The sequence below is a fragment of the Sporosarcina sp. OR05 genome (assembly GCF_041414805.1).
Lineage (GTDB): Bacteria > Bacillota > Bacilli > Bacillales_A > Planococcaceae > Sporosarcina > Sporosarcina saromensis.
This window is the reverse complement of the sequence record NZ_JANKJL010000016.1, coordinates 22,425-43,595: the sequence shown is the minus strand read 5'-3', so window position 1 is coordinate 43,595 and position 21,171 is coordinate 22,425. Positions and strand designations below refer to the sequence as shown.

Below are 21,171 nucleotides of genomic sequence, written 5' to 3'. Positions count from 1 at the left end.
CTGACAAGGGAAGGGTTACATGGACGTCGTATCTGTCGTTCATGTAGCTCTTTTCCATTTTTTATGGCCTTCAAGAAGATTTCGCGGTTCAAACCCTCCTCGCTATGGTAAAATAGTGAACAATGACAACCTGGAATGGAGGGGGCTGGATGTTATATGAGAAAGCGCCAGCAAAAATTAACCTGACACTCGATGTACTACATAAACGCGACGATGGTTTCCATGAAGTTGAGATGATTATGACGACCGTTGACTTAGCAGACCGCGTTTGGCTTCGACCTACACAGGACAATAAGATTACCATTAAAGTATCCGAGCGATTTGTGCCGAATGACCGAAAGAATTTGGCTTATCAAGCGGCAGATTTGTTAAGACGGAAATTCAATGTCCGTAGTGGTGTCGAAATTACACTCGACAAAAAAATACCCGTTGCAGCAGGACTCGCAGGTGGCAGTTCCGATGCAGCAGCAACATTACGTGGATTGAATCGACTATGGAAGCTTGGCTTAAGTGCGGATGAACTGGCAGATATCGGTGCAAAAATCGGTTCCGATGTGTCCTTCTGTGTACATGGTGGTACTGCGTTAGCAAAAGGCAGAGGCGAAAAAATTGAACACCTGCCAGCACCGCCAAATTGTTGGGTCATCTTGGCGAAACCGACCATTTCCGTTTCCACAGCCGACATTTACCGGAACCTTGACGTTGCAACCATTCAACATCCTGACACAGCAGGCATGTTAGAGGCGCTGCATGCAGGGGATTACGCCAAAATGTGTGCTTCTCTCGGCAATGTTCTAGAGCCAGTGACGATGAAAATCCACCCGCAAGTCGTTGATCTGAAAGAAAAGATGGAACGCTTCGGGGCAGATGCCGTATTAATGAGTGGCAGTGGTCCGACGGTATTCGGTTTTGTGAAACAGGAAGCGAGAGTTTCCAGAGTATATAACGGTTTAAAAGGCTTCTGCAAAGAAGTACATGCCGTCAGAATGACAGGAGAACGGTTTCTTCTTGATTAAAAACGTACATTCGTGATAATGTACGAATAAAATATTCGGATGTAGGGGTTGTTAATTATGAAGTGGAAAAGGAGCGAACGGCTTGTCGATATGACACGTCATCTGTTGGAACATCCACATTCCCTCATACCGCTCACTTTCTTTTCTGAGCGCTATCATGCAGCTAAGTCCTCGATAAGTGAAGACTTGACCATCGTCAAGGAAACCTTTGAAGAGAACGGCACGGGTAAACTAATCACCGTTTCAGGTGCGGCGGGTGGAGTAAAATACATACCGCATGTCACGGAGACAGAAGTTCGTGAAGTGATGGCCCTCATGAAAGAAAGTCTAGGACGTTCAGATCGTCTATTGCCGGGCGGTTATTTATATATGACAGATTTCTTAGGCAATCCTTCCATAATGGATCGCATAGGGAAAGTCTTTGCATCTGCTTTTAGTGAGACGGAAATAGATGTGATCATGACAGTCGCAACAAAAGGAATTTCAATTGCCCATGCGATTGCTAGGCATTTAAACGTACCTGTCGTGGTCGTACGCAGGGATAGTAAAGTGACAGAAGGTTCAACCGTGAGCATAAATTATGTATCCGGCTCTACACGAAGGATTCAGACAATGGTATTATCTAAAAGGAGCATGAAAAGTGGGCAGCGCGTACTCATCACCGACGACTTCATGAAAGCAGGGGGCACAATGGCTGGCATGAAAAGTCTGTTGGAGGAATTCGATTGCGAACTCGCAGGCATCGCTGTCCTTGTCGAGGCAGAACATGCAGAAGAAGTCCTCGTCGATGACTACCTCTCGTTGGTCAAGCTCCGCGCGATGAACGAGAAAGACCGCACCATTGAGCTAGAAGAAGGCAATTATTTTACGAAGGGTGGAAACTAACATGAATTACGTAGCGACAAAAAACGCACCTCAAGCAATCGGACCCTATGCACAAGCGGTAAAAGCAAACGGATTGGTTTATACATCCGGACAACTACCAATGACACCAGACGGCCTACTCGTCGAAGGCACAATTGAAGAGCAAACGAATCAAGTATTCGCGAACCTAAAAGCCGTACTAGAAGAAGCAGGCTCCTCATTGGATCAAGTCATTAAAGCAACTGTGTTCATTAAAGACATGAACCAATTTGCTGCCCTAAACGACGTTTACGCGCAACAATTCGGTTCACACACACCTGCCCGCTCCACAGTAGAAGTAGCAAGACTACCGAAAGACGCATCCGTCGAAATCGAAGTCATTGCACTAGCAGGCGAATAAAAAATTTCCCAAACCCGCTCATTTATCGTGAGCGGGTTTTTTATTGGGAGTGGGGGATTGAAGGGGAGGGAATTGTGGGATATCTGCTTGTGATGTAATCCTGTTGCCTGCTTTATTACCGATGTTTAGATGATGATTGAGAATTTATCATTTTAAATGGAAATTAGCAGGTTTTTGGACGGGAGAATTTCCGTTACCACCGTTTCTGAGGCAGTTACCACCGATTTGAGGGAGTTTACCACCGAAACTCAGCGCGTTACCACCGTTTCACAGCCAGTTACCACCGATACGAGCCACTTTACCACCGATTCATCGTTTTTCATTAGAATGTAGCAATCACCTTTGTCGGCAATTAACATGATCATCGCTTTTTCAGGATTTATCACCGCTTGTAGAGCGTTTATCACCACTGGACCATTATATGTAAATTAATTAGGTGAAAATGTTATAATTTGATGTCTAGCGTGAGAAACGAGCAACATTCTCCACTAAGAAAAGCGTTATCACCGATTCTAATGAGTTTATCACCGATTCTCGAGCAGTTATCACCGATTCGGACGGGTTTATCACCGAAACTCAGCTAGTTATCACCGTTTCGAGCCACTTTATCACCGATTCGTCGTTTTTTAGTACAATGTAGCAATCTTTGGACGGGGCATTCGCGTTACCACCGATTCAGGCGAGTTTACCACCGAAACTCAGCGCGTTACCACCGATTCACAGCCAGTTACCACCGACTCTAGCCACTTTATCACCGCTTGTGGAGCGTTTATCACCACTGGACCATTATATGTAAATTAATTAGTTGAAATCGTTGTAATTTGATGTCTAGCGTGAGAAACGAGCAACATTCTCCACTAAGAAAAGCGTTATCACCGATTCTAATGAGTTTATCACCGATTCTCGAGCAGTTATCACCGATTCGGGCGGGTTTATCACCGAAACTCAGCTAGTTATCACCGTTTCGAGCCACTTTATCACCGATTCGTCGTTTTTTAGTACAATGTAGCAATCTTTGGACGGAGCATTCGCGTTACCACCGATTCAGGCGAGTTTACCACCGAAACTCAGCGCGTTACCACCGATTCACAGCCAGTTACCACCGTTTCAATCCACTTTACCACCGATTCGTCGTTTTCATGGAATTCTTCGATCATCTAGGACGGAAAGTAGGCATTATTATCGTTTAGTCGTCCGTTATCACCGCTTATCAGCTAGTTTCCCCGCTCGCCCGCAGTTTATCACAACTCATCCAGTTTGTGCAATGAATCTCACGACCACTCACACTTTTGCTGCTAACACCACCATTAAAAAACACGACAAATCAGTTGCCCAAACAAAAATAGCCCCCCATTCCAAGCAAAAAACCCTCCAATCCTCAAAGCGTTACATATATTTCAAATTTATTAAAAATATTTTTCGAAAAAAAAAGGGAAATGCTTACTTTTGTAGAATATAGTTGTTGAGCAATGTAAACAAAAAGGGAGTGGGAAAAGAATGGAAGTAACAGATGTGAGACTGAGGAAAGTGGAGACGGATGGTCGCATGAGGGCGATTGCGTCGATTACGTTGGATGGTGAGTTTGTCGTGCATGATATCCGTGTCATTGAGGGGAATGATGGATTGTTTGTCGCCATGCCTAGTAAGCGGACGCCTGAAGGGGAGTTTCGGGACGTTGCGCATCCGATTAACACGTCAGCACGGATGAAAGTACAAGAAGCGGTTTTGTCTGCGTATTATATGGTTGAAGAAAAAGGGGTTTTGGAAGAGGCTGGAGCATAAGTTTTCTTCTAAAAGCACATGATGGAAAGCACAGCGTGGGGTTTGACATTCAAATCTCGGGTCTGTGCTTTTTGGGTTGGAGCCGTCCATCGACAAAAAATTGCTCCCTCATCAATCTAACTTTGTTGTGAGGATCCTACTGTCATGTAAGCACATCAATCGAAAAATGAAAACAACCATATTAAAATAATCATGACAGCTTGTCAAGGGGGTATAGTTGAAATGTCTATTATTTTCAGCTATAGTCAATAATGAAATTATGGATGGAGGCCAGCACATGACGAATACATACGCCATCGTCCTTGCTGCAGGACAAGGGACGCGGATGAAATCCGATTTATATAAAGTATTGCATCCTGTTTGTGGGAAACCAATGGTCGAGCACGTTGTCGACCATATCATTGGAATCGGAGCGGATAAAATCGTTTCGATTGTCGGTCACGGCGCAGAAATGGTGGAACAAACACTAGGAGCGAAAAGCGAGTACGCGCTTCAAGCGGAGCAATTAGGCACTGCACATGCTGTGCAACAAGCAGAGGCGCAACTTGGTGAGCTGGATGGTGTCACACTCGTCGTCTGTGGCGATACACCGCTTATCAAATCGGAAACGATGCAAGCATTACTCACACATCATACCGAAATGAAAGCGAAAGCGACAATTCTTACAGCGCATGCAGATAATCCGACAGGTTATGGTCGTATTATCCGAGATGAGGAAGGGAACGTCCTTCGCAACATCGAGCATAAGGATGCATCACCAGAAGAACGAAATGTGACTGAAATTAATACTGGGACGTATTGTTTTGATAACCGAGCGCTTTTTGAAGCACTAAAGAAAGTGAAAAATGACAATGCGCAAGGTGAGTACTACCTACCCGACGTCATTGGAATCTTAAAAGCTGAAAATGCACGTATCGCAGCTTTTGTAACCGATGATTTCAGTGAAACGATTGGTGTCAATGACCGTGTCGTATTGGCAGAGGCTGAAAAAGTGATGCGTCAACGCATTGCTGAGCAACATATGCGCAATGGCGTAACCATCATTGATCCAAGCAACACGTACATTAGTGCAGATGCTGAAATTGGGCGTGACACAGTGCTACAGCCGGGTACGATGATTGAAGGTCACACAACAATCGGTGAAAAGTGTACAATCGGACCAAACAGTCATATTAGCAACAGTAAAATTGGCAATGATACAACCATTCATTCGTCAGTCGTACGCGACAGTACAATCGGGTCAGGTACGACAGTAGGGCCGTTCGCACATATCCGTCCGGATTCCAATCTCAGCGACAATGTTAAAATCGGCAACTTTGTAGAAGTGAAAAAGACGATGTTAGGGGAAGGAAGCAAGGTTTCTCACCTAAGCTATATCGGCGATGCGGAAGTCGGTACCCATGTGAACATCGGTTGTGGAACAATTACAGTGAATTACGATGGGAAGAATAAATTCCAAACGACCATTGAAGATGGTGCATTTGTCGGCTGCAATTCTAATTTAGTTGCACCTGTAAAAGTTGGTAAAGGCGCTTATGTCGCGGCCGGATCGACGGTTACAAAAGATGTACCAGAAAATTCACTTGCAATTGCGCGCGCGCGCCAGGAGAATAAAGAAGGATACGCAACAAAACTAAATCATAACTAACTAGGGGGGCCATGATGGCTAATCATTATCCTGACAATAAACTGAAGATATTCTCTTTAACATCGAACGAATCACTTGCACAACAAGTGGCAGACGAAATCGGTCGTCCGCTCGGCAAGTGCTCTGTCAAACGTTTCAGTGACGGAGAAATTCAAATTAACATCGAAGAAAGTATCCGAGGCTGTGACGTCTTTGTCATCCAGTCCACCTCTAATCCTGTCAACGACAACTTGATGGAACTACTAATTATGATTGATGCATTAATGCGTGCTTCAGCACGTACCATCAATGTCGTTATGCCATATTACGGCTATGCGCGCCAAGACCGTAAAGCACGTTCACGTGAACCGATTACAGCTAAGCTTGTAGCAAACCTGCTTGAAAAAGCGGGAGCTGACCGCGTCATTGCTATTGACTTGCACGCACCTCAAATTCAAGGTTTCTTTGATATTCCAATCGACCACCTTGTTGCAGAACCAATCCTTACTGAATATTTCAAAGGGAAAGGTCTAGAGGGGAATGAGCTCGTCATCGTATCTCCGGATCACGGTGGTGTTACGCGTGCAAGAAAAATGGCGGATCGTATGAAAGCGCCGATTGCGATCATCGACAAACGACGTCCACGCCCGAACGTTGCCGAAGTAATGAGTATCGTTGGTAATGTCGAAGGTAAGACGGCTATCCTCATTGACGATATTATTGACACAGCCGGAACGATTACAATCGCAGCGAACGCGATCATCGAAAACGGCGCGAAGGAAGTGTATGCTTGCTGTACACATCCGGTCTTATCTGGTCCTGCAATCGAACGAATCGACAATTCACGCATTAAAGAATTGGTCATTACGAACTCGATCGAACTACCAGAAAGCAAAAAATCTCCAAAAATCAAACAATTATCGATTGCGAAACTCCTAGGAGAAGCAGTCATCCGCGTGTTTGAAAAGAAATCTGTCAGCACATTGTTTGAGTAAGCAAGCAATATAGTTTACCGTCGTCTGATTTTGGGTATTTCAAGAGATAGAATAACTTTTTTTAGGAAAGGTGACTACGCACATGAGTACAGCAATTCAGTCGAAACGAAGAGAAACTAAAACGCGATCAGCTTTATCAGCATTAAGAAAAGATGGGTACATTCCATCAGTCGTTTATGGATACAAAACAGAATCTACACCAATCGCAATTAAAGAACGTGATTTACTATTCACGTTGCGTGAAACAGGACGAAATGGTGTCATTAAACTGGATGTAGACGGCGAGGAATTGAACGTCGTGTTAAACGACTATCAACAAGACGCATTAATAGGCGATATCCGCCATGCGGACTTTTTGGCCATTAACATGACAGAAGAGCTTGAAGTCAACGTAACCGTCAATCTTGTCGGCCAATCCATCGGGGAGAAAGAAGGCGGCATTGTACAACAGCCAAACTTTGAAGTGCTTATTAAAGTGAAGCCTTCAGATATCCCGGAATCATTTGATGTCGACGTTTCAGGCTTGAAAATTGGTGAAACGATTACTGTCGGAGATGTCCGCGAGCAGTCGAAATTTGAAATTCTGAATGACGATGACTACAGTCTTGTTTTAATTTCTGCGCCACGAACGGAAGCAGAGTTGGACGAGCTGGATGCCGATGGAGCAGCACCTGATGCAGAACCGGAAGTCGTTGGCGATCAAGACAAAGAGTAATACACAGAAGCTAAGGAGCGCACGTTTTCATCCGTGCGCCCTTTTTAACATTGTATTGAAAAGCATTGAGTAGTATATGGAATACCAAGACCGTCAAAGGAAGAGTAAACTTATGAAAATGATAATTGGACTCGGGAATCCGGGTAAGCAATATGAAATGACCCGTCATAATGTCGGCTTTCATGTAATTGATGAACTGGCGAAGCAGATGGATGCACCTGCCATGCAACTAAAGTTCAACGGGGCCTATACGATTATCCACCGTCCGGAAGGGAAAGTGATGCTCGTCAAGCCTCTCACTTACATGAACCTCTCTGGCGAATGTGTAGCTCCGCTCATGGATTATTATGATATTCATCCTGATGAAATTGTCGTAATCTACGATGATCTTGACCTTGCGCCTGGGAAATTACGCTTGCGCCAAAAGGGGAGTGCAGGTGGTCATAATGGTATGAAATCATTAATTGCCCATCTTGGAACGGATACATTTAACCGCATTCGTATTGGCGTCGGTCGCCCTACAGGTGGCATGAAAGTGTCAGATTACGTTTTGTCTTCATTCAGTAAGGAAGAACAGCCTCTGCTGGATGAAATGGTGAAAAAGAGTGCATCAGCTTGTCTAGACTGGCTCAAAAGCCCATTTCTCGATGTGATGAATCACTATAATAAAGCATAAGGAATAATCACACATCATTTAGCCTATACTTTGTGTAAAAGGGGCTGATGATAAGTTGACGATCCGTTATTCATGTAGACATTGTAATACAGAAGTCGGTAGCATTCCGTTTTCATCTGCCGGCGAAGTCATTCAGCAAGTGCAACAAACGGAACAAGAGCATGATGGACATGAGCATTTTATTGAATATAATCAAGATGGTTCGTTGACCGTTCGATGCATTTGTGAGGATTGCGAACAGTCACTTCTGCTGTTCCCGGATTACTATGCATTAAAGAAATGGCTACAATAGAACTGCTGCTTTGGCGTTTTCGGCGCACAAAGCTTTTTTCACTTCAATTCATTCATCTATTGCAAAGCGAGGATATTGATCATTGGATGCGCTCATAAATTTATTTTTACAAGAAAAAGAGATTCATAAAGTCATTAAAGACTTGCAAACAGGACAAGATCGTCAACTGCTGGCAGGACTCACAGGCGGTGCAAAAGCGGTCTTTTTTAAGGCTGCCTACGAGAGTACGGACAAACCGATCCTTCTCATTACTGCAAATATGTTGCAAGCTCAACGTACATACGAAGATTTAGTGAAAATGCTCGGCGAGTCGCTCGTGCATTTGTATCCAGCAGAGGAATTGGTAGCTGCTGATTTTTCTGTATCGAGCTATGAGCTACGAGCTAGCCGGATTGACACGCTCAATCACATGGCACGTGTTGGAAAAGGCGTTTACATTACACCCGTCGCAGGGATGAAAAAACTTCTTCCAGCGAAAGAACAGTGGCTCTCACATTCGCTCACGACAAAAGTGGATGACGCCATCGATGTGGAGGAATGGGTGCAAAAGCTCATTCAAATGGGGTATGCCCGTCAAGATATGGTGACGGCACCTGGTGATTTTGCACTTCGAGGCGGAATTTTAGATATATTTCCGTTGACGATGGACCAACCTGTCCGCATTGAACTGTTTGATACGGACGTCGATTCCATTCGTACATTTTCTGCGGATGATCAGCGGTCCACTGACAAATTGGACACAGTAACCATTCTGCCGGTTACAGAGCACGTGTGGGATGCGACTCATTTACTGCAAATAGCAACCAACTTGGAAGAAGCGTTGCGAACGAGCTTGAAACGGATGAAAAACGATCATGCCAAAGAATCGTTAACAGAAAACATCTCCCGCGACATCGATTTGTTGAAAACAGGAATCGTTCCAGAAGGGATGATGAAATACGTTTCGTTTTTAGAACGGGTACCGTCCTATTTAGGGGACTATTTTCCAGCAGATGGACTTGTTTTATTCGATGAAATTGGCCGGATTGTAGAAGTTGCTTCAGCAATGGAAAATGAAGAGAAGGAGTGGTTTTTGACACTTCTTGAGGATGGCAAGATCGTTCATGATGCAAAAATTTCGTTCTCGTTTGATGAGATGCATAAGATGCTTGAGCAACCAAAAAGTTATTTATCTTTATTTGTCCGTAATGTACCTGGAATCGTTCTAAAAAAGACCGTATCGTTTTCCTGTAAGCCGATGCAAGAATTCCACGGGCAAATGCATTTATTGAAGAATGAAATGGAACGATGGAAACAAGGGAAATACAACATATTTGTCGTAGTGGATGGAGAAGAGCGCATCCAAGAAGTCCAATCCATCTTGGGAGATTACGAGATGGAGGCTACTGTTAATGGCAAACCATCGGATGAGGGCGTTCTATCTATTATTAGTGGTGACCTGTCCGGCGGATTTGAACTTCCATTCCAGCGAGTAGCGGTCATTACAGACGCAGAGTTGTTCAAAGGGAAGCCGAAACGAAAAGCTCGTCCGCAAAAGATGACGAATGCGGAGCGCATAAAGAGCTATTCAGAGATAAAACCTGGAGACAATATCGTTCACGTCCATCACGGAATCGGGAAATATTATGGTGTCGTGACGCTTGAAGTAAATGGGGTGCACAAAGACTACCTCGATATCCGTTATCGTGGGGAAGATAAACTGTTTGTCCCTGCTGATCAGATTGATTTGATTCAGAAATATGTTGCTTCAGGTGAGAAAGAACCGAAATTGCATAAACTTGGCGGCGCCGAATGGAAGAAGACGAAAAACAAAGTATCGTCTGCTGTCAAAGATATCGCGGATGATCTCATTAAGTTATACGCCAAGCGCGAGGCGGAAAAAGGCTATGCGTTCTCTCCAGATGATGATCTACAACGCTCCTTTGAAAATGCTTTTCCGTATGATGAAACGGAAGATCAACTTCGTTCAATCATGGAAGTGAAGCGGGATATGGAAAGGGAACGCCCAATGGATCGTCTTCTTTGCGGAGATGTTGGATATGGGAAAACCGAAGTGGCGATCCGATCAGCTTTCAAGGCTGTTTCAGACGGTAAACAAGTCGCATTCCTCGTTCCGACTACTATTTTAGCCCAGCAACATTACGAGACGATGAAAGAACGTTTTGCAGGCTTTCCTGTAGAAGTGTCTTTGTTGAACCGTTTCCGTACAAAAAAACAGCAGACAGAAACGTTGAAGGGCTTAAAGGCAGGTACAATTGATGTGGTCGTTGGCACACATCGCCTGCTATCCAAAGATGTTGTTTATAAAGACCTCGGTCTGTTAATTGTCGATGAAGAGCAACGATTCGGTGTGACCCATAAAGAGAAGTTGAAACAATTGAAAACAAATGTCGATGTTCTAACCTTGACTGCAACACCGATTCCACGCACGCTTCATATGTCGATGTTGGGTGTTCGGGATCTATCTGTCATCGAGACACCACCTGCAAACCGCTTTCCGGTGCAAACGTATGTCATGGAGCACAATTTTGGATTAGTGCGTGAAGCGATTGAGCGAGAGATGGGACGTGGCGGTCAAGTGTTTTATCTCTACAATCGAGTCGAAGACATTACGCGCAAAGTTGATGAGATTAAACAACTTGTACCTGAAGCACGCGTTGCCTTTGCACATGGGCAGATGGGTGAATCTGCACTTGAAGCGGTCATTCTCAGCTTCCTTGAAGGTGAGTATGATGTCCTTGTGACGACGACAATTATTGAAACGGGTATTGATATACCGAATGTCAACACGCTCATTGTGCACGATGCAGATCGTATGGGCTTGTCACAGTTGTATCAGCTGCGCGGGCGCGTCGGACGTTCGAATCGTGTTGCGTATAGCTACTTTTTGTACCAACGGGATAAAGTGCTGACAGAAGTGGCGGAAAGTCGTTTACAAGCCATTAAGGAATTTACGGAACTTGGATCAGGCTTTAAAATTGCAATGCGTGATTTATCGATCCGTGGTGCAGGGAACTTGCTTGGATCTCAACAGCATGGCTTCATTGATTCGGTTGGGTTTGACTTGTATTCGCAAATGTTGCAAGAGGCAATTGAAGAGAAACAGACAGGCGTTGTGAAAGCCGACATTCCGGATGTTGAAATTTCATTGCCCATCAACGCGTACTTGCCGGATACGTATATTAAGGATGGTTTCCAAAAAATCCAGATGTATAAACGGGTAAAAGCAATTGAAAACGAAGCGGATTACAGTGAACTCGTCGATGAAATGACAGACCGTTTCGGAGATCTGCCACTTGAAGCGGATTTGCTGTTACGTATCGGAAGAATAAAGGCGTGGGGCCGTATGGCAGGCGTCGAATCCATCAAAAAGCAACGTTCTATAATTGAAATACGGCTCTCTAAAGAAGGTACCGCTCAAACGGACGGTGCAAAAATTGTGGCGGATTCCATGCGCTTTGGCAAAGCAGTCGGTTTTACAATGGAAGATGGACGACTGATCTTGACGGTAGATGAACGGTTTACCGGAAAGCAAACCGAATTCGATGTGTTGGAAGAAATGATGCGGATCTTGCAAGCGTCCCTAAAAGAAACAAGCGGCACAAGTTCCGTCTAAAGGTTCTGTTGCATAAAATGTCCAAACATGATGCATACTATATTCGAACGGAAAACGGTATTCAATTACTGGGAAAGTGAGGCATCATGCATGAAAGCAACAGGGATCGTGCGCAGAATTGATGATTTAGGCAGGGTGGTCATTCCAAAAGAAATTCGAAGGACCCTCCGTATCCGCGAAGGAGACCCGCTTGAAATCTTTACCGACAGGGATGGAGAGGTCATTCTTAAAAAGTACTCCCCGATATCCGAACTCGGTCAATTTGCGAGAGAATACGCAGAAACACTTTACGAAACACTTGGAACACCCGCACTCATCAGCGATAGAGATGAGATGATCGCCGTATCCGGGTTATCAAAAAAGGATTATTTAAACCGACAATTAGCTCCGGATGTGGAAGAAATTTTATCGGGCCGCACAATCGTCACGGAAAAACTTGAAAAAGCAGTGGAATGGGTGCCCGGTCAAGTCGAGCAAGTGAAATCCTACTGTGTCGCTCCGATTGTAGCTGGAGGAGACACAATCGGTGCAGTCTACTTGCTATCGAAAGTCCACTTTATCGGAGAAGCCGAACAAAAAGCAGCAGAAACCGCCGCACACTTTTTGGCGAAACAGATGGAACAATGAAAAACAGCCTGCACGCACCGGGAAGCATCGGGGTGGGTGGGCTGTTTTTATGTAATACATTACTTTTCTTCGTAATCTAGAAAATCATTTATCTAACGAAAATGGCGTTTTCTCTTTCGGTGTGGTTTATTTTTTAAGATAAAAACCTAGTAAAGATGCATTGAAAGTTCAACTCATATACGTTAAACCACCATTCAACCTTCGTACTATTATGACTATTTTGTTTTCCGCTAAACCAGCTCTCATGCTATACTACAAATAACTAAAACGGTACTGATGAATACAGTGTCTCCAGCTTTAAAAAATAATACTGGTAGAAAGGATAGGATATGATGAGCATTCAAAGGAATGAAAATAAGCATTATACTTTTCAAGACTTCTTGTCGTGGGATGAGGGCAGTCGATATGAAATTTTTGATGGCGTTCCTGTATTGCTTGCATCGCCAACGACGAAACACCAAGGCGTTGTCTCTTTTTTGACGATAGCGTTTGGGATGTATTTCAAAGGTGAAAAATGCCGAGTCTTTCCCTCTCCGTTCACAGTACGTTTTTCTGAAATAGATGATTATGACAATGCAGATAATGTATTTGAACCAGATCTTTCAATTATATGCAACAAACATCAGCTCGATAAATTTGGGTGCCAAGGTGCTCCTGAACTTATTGTAGAGGTGTTATCACCGTCGACAAGTAGGAATGATAGAATTCAAAAATACAATGCATATCAAAAATTCGGAGTTCCAGAGTATTGGATTGTAGATCCATTAAATGAAACTGTGGAGGTCTATGTGTTAGATGGAGGCATATACCAACGCGGAAATGTGTATGGACGAGAAGACGTGATTAAATCGCATCAATTTGAGCATTTGGAGATAATAGGGGAAGAAATGTTTTCATACGGTGAATAACATAAGCAAGTTTTACTGATTAGAATAATGGTGAGACCATAACTGAAACTAGACCTCTGCGCTCCAAAAGTTACGCTCTCCGTGTCGTGCACCTAACGCTCTCCTTTTTTGAAAAGATCATGTAAAAGAAACAATAAAAAACAGCCCACACATACTAGATTGATTCGGATGTGGGCTGTTTTATTTTTTATTCAACGGACAATACGGGCATTTCTCGGTATTTGGCAATTCCTTATACAAGCAACAAGTCGTCCGTTTATAATTCGTCATGGCTTCAAGAATGGGCTCATTTTGTAAAAATTGCTTGAAAGGCGAGCGCCGCAGTTGAGGTGTCCAAGTTGCATCATGTAACAAAAAGTTCAAATCATCTTGGGCGGATGGACTATTTTCCTGGAATAGCATCGAGTACATCCAAATGACGTAGCCCCAAATGTTTTCCCAAAGAATCAATTTTGAAATAGGTGCACGCTTACTTAAATAGTTCACGACCGGATGTCCATACTGTTCAAGAAGGAAACGGATATCATGTTCGCGTTCTTGTACCGTCCTAAATGGTTCCGAAGGGATGGAGAATGATAGATTTCCTTCACCTACTTCGACTGCAATATCCTCTAATCTTCCCGTCCATTGCAAGTCAAATTTGCTAAGCATATGCAGGTGAGCCGCTATGAAGAAACCGTATCTACGCATAAAAATGGATAGTGCTACAGCATCTGTAGGGGCACCCATTTGTGTTTGAATCAAATGTATTATTTGCGAACTCCCTGCATGCGTTAATAGATCCTCAATTTTCATAAGGCCCATTGGCTGATCACTTATGGATACATTAAAACGTTCCAATGCGGCTAGTTGTTCAGCATTCAACTCAGGCACCTGTATGACTCCTTAAAACGGGCACGATGCAACGCCCGCGACCAAATGGCACACAATGCGGTGTTCCGAATAGAGGATCCGTCGAAACTTGGCACTCCATACCGAATACCGAACGGACAAGGTCGCAGGTAATGATATCTTCCGGTCTTCCTTGCGCAAAAACCGCGCCGTCTTTAATGGCGACAATATTGTGTGCATAGCGTGATGCCAAGTTCAAGTCGTGCAGCACCATAACGATTGTCCGGTTCTTTTGCTCATTTAATTCGAACAGTAAATCCAAAATCTCAATTTGATGGGTCATGTCGAGATACGTCGTCGGTTCGTCCAATAAAATGATGTCGGTATCTTGTGCCAGTGTCATCGCAATCCAAGCACGTTGACGTTGGCCTCCCGATAATGTATCAATCGCCTGATCGCGCAAATTGCTGATTTTTGTTGCTTCCATCGCCGCTTCGACCTTCTTCGTATCTTCTTCTGTCCAACGGGAAAGCCATGACTGATGCGGATAGCGACCTTGCTTCACGAGATCGTGGACCGTCAATCCTTCAGGTGATACAGGGCCTTGAGGAAGGATACCCATCTTCTTCGCAACATTGCGTGAAGACATCGAATGAATATCTTTTCCTTCGAGTAAAACGGATCCATCGGAAGGCTTTAATAACCGGGCAATCGAACGAAGCAATGTGGACTTCCCACAACCGTTGCTTCCGACGAAGACCGTAATTTCCCCTTTAGGGATTGTTAAATTCAAATTCTCAAACAGCAAATGATCCTGATAGCCGATGGAAAGGTTTTTCGTATTTATCGTAGGGTGCATGAAACATGCCTCCGTTTCATTGATAATCCAAAGAAATGACAACGTAAGTACTTACTAGCATACCATATTTTCGTTTAATTGAGAATGAATATCATTAATTTGTAAAAACACTTTACAAACGACTTGCTTACAGCTTACACTACTAATTGATAATGATTATCAGCATGGAGGAATGAAGTATGAATAAATATATGAAGACGTTTTTACTAATGGCTTTAAGTGCAATCCTTTTAGTCGGCTGTTCGACAAATAAAGCTGACAATGAAGACAAAGGAAGCGATAAAGCTGAAAGCAGTGTGACAGTTACAGGTTCAAACGGTGAAGTAACATTGGATGAGCCTGCTAAAAAAGTTGTTGTCCTTGAATGGACATATGCGGAAGATTTGCTTGCACTTGGTATCCAGCCGACAGGAATGGCGGATATTCAGGAATATCATAACTGGGTGAACATCGATGCGGAGTTAAGTAAAGATGTCGCTGATGTCGGTGGTCGACAAGAACCGAACCTAGAGGCAATTGCTGCACTTGAGCCGGACTTGATCATCGGTGTAAGTTTCCGTCATGATGCAATGCTTGCAGATTTGGAGAAAATTGCACCAACAGTCATCTTCAATCCGTATCCTGAGGATGAATCAATTGATTTGTATCAAGAGATGACGACGACGTTCAACGAAATTGCAAAAGCTGTAGATAAAACAGATGAAGCAGAAAAAGTATTGGCGGATTTAGACGCTAAATATGAAGAAGCGAAAGCTGAAATCGAGAAAGCGGATTTGAAAACAAAGGATTTCATCCTGACGCTTGCTTACTCAGGTCCTCAAGCTCCGGAAATTCGGGTATTCACACCAAACTCAATGGCTTCTCAAATTCTTGAAAAAATCGGTTTGAAAAACGTTCATGTACCCGATCAGTTTGAAGTGTTCGGTTCTAGTACGTTCAACGTTGAAGGATTGACGAAATATGAAGATGCTAACTATCTTTATACAGTTCAAGATGCAGATAATGTGTATAAGAACCAATTAAAAGACAATGCAGTTTGGAAAAACTTGAACTTCGTGAAAGAAGATCGACTATTTGACCTAGGTGGGGACACTTGGTTGTATGGAGGACCACTTTCAGCTGAAACAATGCTGAATCGAATTGTTGATACGATGGTCAACAAATAATGGCTAGCAATACGTCAGGGAAAAGATCGTTGTTCGTTTGGATCAGCGGTCTTTTCCTGTTGGTCGTTTTATCCTTTATTCATTTGACGCAAGGCCAGGCGGATTATACCGTTTCACAGTTAGTAAAAGAGGTATGGGTAGAGGGACGTATTCAAGATATCGTTCTCTCTCTCCGACTTCCGCGGTTAGTCATCGGGATTTTAGCAGGTGGTGCACTTGCTGTTGCAGGTGCAGTATTGCAAACGTTGACGAATAACCCTTTAGCATCTGCGAGTACACTTGGAATTAACGCAGGAGCATACTTTTTTGTCGTCGTTTCGATGATTTTTTTTCCGTCAGTTCTTGGAGATTTTCCATTCCTCGTTGCATTGGCAGGTGCAGTTCTTTCGTCAGTACTTGTCGTCACACTTGCGGGGAAACAGATGGAACCGGTCCGCGTCGCGTTGACGGGAATGATTATCTCGTTATTGTTCGCATCGATGACCGGCTCGTTACAGCTGTTATTTGAAAATCAAACGAACGGACTCTTTTTATGGGGTTCAGGCACTCTTGTGCAATTGAACTGGAACGGCGTATCGTTCGCAGGTCCGATGATCGTTGTTCTGTTCCTTATGACGCTCGCATTGGCAAAACCGATGGACATTCTGTCATTAGGTGAAGATGTCGCATCTTCCCTTGGACAAAATGTACCAGTTGTAAAATTGCTGGCGTGGGCTGCTGCCATTCTTCTTGCAGCGACAACTGTCAGCGTTGTTGGACCAATCGGCTTCATTGGTTTAATGGCGCCGCATATTGTGCGCATGCTTGGTATTAGAGGACATTTGCACATTTTCCTTCAATCGTTCCTTTGGGGCAGTGTAATGCTAATCGGAGCAGATGTGTTAGGCAGACTGATCCAACCAGGTCAAGAAGTACCGGTCGGAGCGATGACGGCTTTAGTCGGTGGCCCTTGGTTATTGTATTTGGCATGGAAGACGGCTAAAACGCATACGAAAGGCGATCGCCAAATGGGCGGTACGCTGAAGCCGGTGAAACTGCCGATTGTCATTGTAATCATTGCCGCTTTAATTGTTGCTGTGTTGACGATGGCGTTATCATTTAACGGTTCGGTATGGTCGATGGACTGGATGAAACCGGTGATTTGGAACTTCCGCGTGCCACGGGTGCTGACGGCTTTCATTGTAGGGGTCATGCTTGCGTTAGCCGGGGTTTTATTGCAAGGTGTCTTACGGAATCCGTTGGCGGACGCTAGTGTGTTAGGTGTCACGTCGATGGGTGGCGCTGGAGCGATGTTGTTACTAGTCGTCTTCCCGGCAATCCCTGTTCAGTATATGCCGCTTGGCGCGGTAGTAGGCGCTTCAATTGCCCTAGTCATCATTTTAACGACGTCTTGGAAAAATAACTTTCAGCCGATGCTTGTCGCCTTGATGGGGATAGCAATTTCTGCATTCGGCTCAGCCGCTACACAGGTGTTTGTCGTCAAAGCGAAGTTAGCCGTTGCCGCTGCACTCGTCTGGTTGTCCGGTAGCACATACGGAAAAGGGTGGGACGATGTACAGCTCGCCTTAGTGATGGTCGCTCTTCTTCTCGGCTCGGCCATCTATTTGACACGAAGTTTGGATACATTGACATTCGGTGATGACGTAGCTGCAGGACTCGGTCTATCTGTCAAATCGACACGTGTCTGGGCATTGGTCGTCGGGGTGGCAATTAGTACAGCCGGTGTTGCGATCGTCGGGACAATTGGATTCGTGGGACTTGTAGCGCCGCATATCGCACGTAGACTCGTAGGTTTCCGCCATTTACCATTACTGGTCGTTTCGGGCTTATTGGGCGGTTTGTTGCTTGTCACGGCGGATTTCGTTGGCCGCATACTGATTGCGCCAAAAGATATCCCGAGTGGACTGGTCGTAGCGTTGATTGGTACGCCGTATTTGCTTTATTTGCTCAGGAAAATGAAATGAAACAGCCACGCTTCCGTTTTGTAAACGGGGGTGTGGCTGTTTTCTAATTAGAAACTTTTCGTTTTGTAAAATCATCAATCTTTTATTACTTTAATAGATCTCGATTTACATTTAGCTGCTTTGCATATTTTTCATACAAACGACTTCATACGTATCGATACATTGGATGAGCGCTGTTTTATTGCCCCGTTTGGCTCATGAAAGATGAGAGAAGTTCTTAATAAGGTAGACAAGACTATATTGATGTGCAGTTTTTCCCAAAAATGCTTATACTATTGATAAGGCGGTGATATGTATGCTTACGAATGAAATAATGGTACAACTCATTGAAAAGGTTAAGCAAGAAGTCAATCCAGCTTTTATTATCCTTTTTGGCTCTTTTGCAAAAGACACGGTACGCGAAGAGAGTGATATCGATCTTGCTTATTTCAGCAGCAAGCAACTATCATCTTATGATCGTTTTTTGCTATCCAATGAGCTTGCCTTAATAGGTGGGCGAGAAGTGGATTTAGTTGATATTAGAAATATCGATACAGTTTTCACGATGCAAATTTTTGCCCATGGCATCCCAATCTATATAGAGGATGAAAATGAATTCATCCGTCAAAGAATGCGAGCTTATAGCATGTATGCAACTTTAAACGAGCAACGAGCAGCTATTATTAATGACATTCAGGCGAGGGGAAGTGTATTTGGGGATGAATGATGTCATCTTAAACAAAATGACAACGATTGAGCGCTGTCTGATCCGTATTCATGAGGTGTATGAAGGGAATCCTGAAAATTTAACGGACTTTACGAAACAAGACAGTATCGTGTTAAATATACAGCGTGCTTGTGAAGCAAGTATTGACCTCGCTATGCATGTAGTGGGCAGGCGTAAATTAGGCGTTCCAAAAACAAGTCGTGAAGCATTTAAGCTTTTACAAGAAGCAGCTATAATTGAAGCGGATCTTGCAAAAACATTAATGAATATGGTTGGTTTCCGCAACATCGCTGTTCATGATTATCAAGCTCTTGAACTCGATATTTTAGAGTCGATTTTAAATAAACATGTTGACGACTTCAAACAGTTCATAAAGGTGCTTTTACAGTTGGAGGATCACTGAAAGACAGCTTTCATGTATCGGATAAATGAAATGAAACAGCCACGCTTCCGTTTTGTGAACGGGCGTGTGGCTGTTTTCTGTTGATGGTATACTAGAGAATACTTATTATCTATCGAAAGAGGCGCAGTGATGGCTACCACGGATTGGAATATGAAAACGTTCATGAAAGGCGCGTCGATCTTGACGATCTCGGCAATTATCGTGAAGTTGCTTGCCGCGGTATACCGGATTCCATTTCAAAATCTGGTAGGCGATAAAGGCTTCTATATCTATCAGCAAGTGTATCCTTTCATCGGAATATTCATTGTCTGGACGTCGTATGGCTTTGCAGTGGCGGTTTCGAAGCTGCTTGCGGGAAGTACGAGTTTTGGTGAATCAAAAGCGGTAAAACGAATTGCCTTTATGTATTTATCCGTCTTATCGGTGTCATTTTTTATAGTACTAATGGTGTTCGCACCAACTTTTGCGCATGCAATGGGGGACCCTGAACTTGTTTCCTTGCTTCGTGCAGGGGCATATATTGTGCTCGTCATGCCAATGCTTGCTGTATTAAAAGGTGCATTCCAATCGGAAGGGTATATGACGCCGGTTGCCGTTTCAAATGTCGGAGAGCAGGCGCTTCGCGTAGCGATTATATTAATGGGGACATGGCTCGCAGTCCGTGCAGGCGCTTCATTGTATACAGCAGGTGAAGTTGCGATGTGGGGCGCGGTCATTGGGCAGGCGGCGGGTGTTGTCATACTTGCTCTCTATTACCGAAACGCCTTTAAGGGACCAGCAGTGAAGATAAATACGTGGCGTGTCGTGAAGGAATTAACGTACGTGAGCTTAAGTGTCAGTGCTAGCTCGCTCATTCTATTGCTGTTCCAAATGGCAGATTCGTTTACGGTGTATAATACCTTACTGGCGAACGGGTTTGCATCAGATACGGCTATGGAAATGAAAGGCGTTTATGACCGTGGACAGCCGCTTGTGCAAATGGGGATTTTAATCGCCTCCACGTTGGCGTTAGCGATTGTACCGCTTATTGCCCATCATGCGGCGAAAAAAGAGGGGCGAGGTGCAGAACCGTTCATCTCGCTCACATTCCGGACGGCGTTTTTATTCGGCTGGGCGGCGGCTGTGGGGCTTGCGCTCGTCTTGCCATATGTGAATGAAATGCTTTTCGAAACGCGCGATGGGTCGGGTACGCTAATGATTTTCTCTCTGCAAATTTTTTGGTTGTCGCTAATATTGCCGCTAACCGCGATGTTGCAAGGTGCGGGGAAAGTAAAGATTCCTACATTACTGCTCATCGTGGGACTTGTAGTAAAGATTGTAGCGAACCAATTACTGATTCCCGTCTTAAACGTGACAGGTGCTGCGATTGCAGGGAATATCGGCTTTGCGGTAATTGCTTGTGGACTGCTGTTTTATTTTAGAAGAATCTTACCTGTAAAGCTTGCACCGCTTCGTTTTTATGGGTGGCTATTGGTTTCAACGATTGGGATGCTAGCAATTATTATTCCGTGGTTATTTGTAGCGGACGAGGTTTTATTCGATCAATTATCATCCCGGATTGGTGCGACAGTAAGCGCGTTAACAGCAGTCGTTTTAGGTGCAGCCGTATTCCTGTTGATTGTCATGAAATCGCGTATAATGGCTGAAAAGGAATGGTATTTACTGCCGTTCGGAAAAAGATTAGCACGTGTGCAATTAATGCTGACTAAACATAGAAGGTGACT

Annotated in this window: 19 protein-coding genes; 17 read left to right on the top strand and 2 right to left on the bottom strand. The window is 44.1% G+C overall.

Translation table 11 applies throughout. From position 1 onward, the window contains the following. The first annotated feature begins 149 nt into the window (after nucleotides 1-149). The 12 genes from ispE to NRI27_RS16475 all read left to right on the top strand — a co-directional run bounded on the left by ispE (nucleotide 150) and on the right by NRI27_RS16475 (nucleotide 13,518). On the top strand, nucleotides 150-1,016 hold the full coding sequence (ispE, locus tag NRI27_RS16530; protein ID WP_317945912.1) for a 4-(cytidine 5'-diphospho)-2-C-methyl-D-erythritol kinase: 867 nt from the start codon (nucleotides 150-152) through the stop codon (nucleotides 1,014-1,016). A 57-nt stretch (nucleotides 1,017-1,073) separates the two neighbouring features. Beyond that, nucleotides 1,074-1,901, top strand: a complete 828-nt coding sequence (gene purR, locus NRI27_RS16525; RefSeq protein WP_317945910.1) for a pur operon repressor — start codon at nucleotides 1,074-1,076, stop codon at nucleotides 1,899-1,901. A gap of 1 nt (nucleotide 1,902) precedes the next feature. After that, complete coding sequence (locus NRI27_RS16520) at nucleotides 1,903-2,280, top strand: RidA family protein (RefSeq protein WP_317945908.1); 378 nt, start codon at nucleotides 1,903-1,905, stop codon at nucleotides 2,278-2,280. A 1,497-nt stretch (nucleotides 2,281-3,777) separates the two neighbouring features. Beyond that, nucleotides 3,778-4,062, top strand: a complete 285-nt coding sequence (spoVG, locus tag NRI27_RS16515; RefSeq protein ID WP_317945905.1) for a septation regulator SpoVG — start codon at nucleotides 3,778-3,780, stop codon at nucleotides 4,060-4,062. A 277-nt stretch (nucleotides 4,063-4,339) separates the two neighbouring features. Continuing rightward, the gene (glmU, locus tag NRI27_RS16510) at nucleotides 4,340-5,710 is read left to right on the top strand and encodes a bifunctional UDP-N-acetylglucosamine diphosphorylase/glucosamine-1-phosphate N-acetyltransferase GlmU (protein WP_371391688.1); all 1,371 of its coding nucleotides are present in this window, start codon (nucleotides 4,340-4,342) and stop codon (nucleotides 5,708-5,710) included. A 14-nt stretch (nucleotides 5,711-5,724) separates the two neighbouring features. Next, nucleotides 5,725-6,684, top strand: coding sequence for a ribose-phosphate diphosphokinase (locus NRI27_RS16505; RefSeq protein ID WP_371391687.1), 960 nt, complete (start codon nucleotides 5,725-5,727; stop codon nucleotides 6,682-6,684). Nucleotides 6,685-6,766: 82 nt separating this feature from the next. After that, nucleotides 6,767-7,399 carry a 50S ribosomal protein L25/general stress protein Ctc gene (locus NRI27_RS16500; RefSeq protein ID WP_371391686.1) on the top strand — a complete coding sequence of 211 codons (633 nt, stop codon included), beginning with the start codon at nucleotides 6,767-6,769 and terminating at the stop codon, nucleotides 7,397-7,399. Between the two features lie 112 nt (nucleotides 7,400-7,511). Further along, nucleotides 7,512-8,075: an aminoacyl-tRNA hydrolase gene (gene pth, locus NRI27_RS16495; RefSeq protein WP_371391685.1), complete on the top strand. Its 564-nt coding sequence runs from the start codon at nucleotides 7,512-7,514 to the stop codon at nucleotides 8,073-8,075. Between the two features lie 55 nt (nucleotides 8,076-8,130). After that, nucleotides 8,131-8,367: an anti-sigma-F factor Fin gene (locus NRI27_RS16490; protein ID WP_371391684.1), complete on the top strand. Its 237-nt coding sequence runs from the start codon at nucleotides 8,131-8,133 to the stop codon at nucleotides 8,365-8,367. 82 nt (nucleotides 8,368-8,449) lie between these two features. Next, nucleotides 8,450-11,983 (top strand): transcription-repair coupling factor, encoded by a 3,534-nt coding sequence (mfd, locus tag NRI27_RS16485; RefSeq protein ID WP_371391683.1) that lies wholly within the window; start codon nucleotides 8,450-8,452, stop codon nucleotides 11,981-11,983. A gap of 90 nt (nucleotides 11,984-12,073) precedes the next feature. Continuing rightward, complete coding sequence (gene spoVT / locus NRI27_RS16480) at nucleotides 12,074-12,610, top strand: stage V sporulation protein T (RefSeq protein ID WP_317945894.1); 537 nt, start codon at nucleotides 12,074-12,076, stop codon at nucleotides 12,608-12,610. Between the two features lie 332 nt (nucleotides 12,611-12,942). After that, nucleotides 12,943-13,518 (top strand): Uma2 family endonuclease, encoded by a 576-nt coding sequence (locus tag NRI27_RS16475; protein WP_371391682.1) that lies wholly within the window; start codon nucleotides 12,943-12,945, stop codon nucleotides 13,516-13,518. Between the two features lie 180 nt (nucleotides 13,519-13,698). Here NRI27_RS16475 and NRI27_RS16470 read toward each other — a convergent pair whose 3' ends face one another. Further along, nucleotides 13,699-14,391, bottom strand: a complete 693-nt coding sequence (locus NRI27_RS16470) for a hypothetical protein (protein ID WP_371391681.1) — start codon at nucleotides 14,389-14,391, stop codon at nucleotides 13,699-13,701. Further along, nucleotides 14,384-15,208: an ABC transporter ATP-binding protein gene (locus tag NRI27_RS16465; RefSeq protein WP_371391680.1), complete on the bottom strand. Its 825-nt coding sequence runs from the start codon at nucleotides 15,206-15,208 to the stop codon at nucleotides 14,384-14,386. Before NRI27_RS16465 ends, NRI27_RS16470 begins: the two co-directional genes overlap by 8 nt. A 179-nt stretch (nucleotides 15,209-15,387) precedes the next feature. Here NRI27_RS16465 and NRI27_RS16460 point away from each other — a divergent pair, with 179 nt between their 5' ends. The 5 genes from NRI27_RS16460 (at nucleotide 15,388) to NRI27_RS16440 (ending at nucleotide 21,169) form a co-directional block, all read left to right on the top strand. Then, complete coding sequence (locus NRI27_RS16460) at nucleotides 15,388-16,374, top strand: ABC transporter substrate-binding protein (protein ID WP_317945889.1); 987 nt, start codon at nucleotides 15,388-15,390, stop codon at nucleotides 16,372-16,374. Nucleotides 16,375-16,403: 29 nt separating this feature from the next. Then, a complete protein-coding gene (locus NRI27_RS16455) occupies nucleotides 16,404-18,338 on the top strand; it encodes an iron ABC transporter permease (RefSeq protein ID WP_371391679.1) in 1,935 nt (644 codons plus the stop codon). A gap of 295 nt (nucleotides 18,339-18,633) precedes the next feature. Next, complete coding sequence (gene mntA / locus NRI27_RS16450; RefSeq protein ID WP_371391678.1) at nucleotides 18,634-19,044, top strand: type VII toxin-antitoxin system MntA family adenylyltransferase antitoxin; 411 nt, start codon at nucleotides 18,634-18,636, stop codon at nucleotides 19,042-19,044. After that, complete coding sequence (gene hepT, locus NRI27_RS16445) at nucleotides 19,037-19,447, top strand: type VII toxin-antitoxin system HepT family RNase toxin (RefSeq protein WP_371391709.1); 411 nt, start codon at nucleotides 19,037-19,039, stop codon at nucleotides 19,445-19,447. Before mntA ends, hepT begins: the two co-directional genes overlap by 8 nt. A gap of 129 nt (nucleotides 19,448-19,576) precedes the next feature. Continuing rightward, complete coding sequence (locus NRI27_RS16440; RefSeq protein ID WP_371391677.1) at nucleotides 19,577-21,169, top strand: putative polysaccharide biosynthesis protein; 1,593 nt, start codon at nucleotides 19,577-19,579, stop codon at nucleotides 21,167-21,169. Nucleotides 21,170-21,171: the final 2 nt, after the last annotated feature.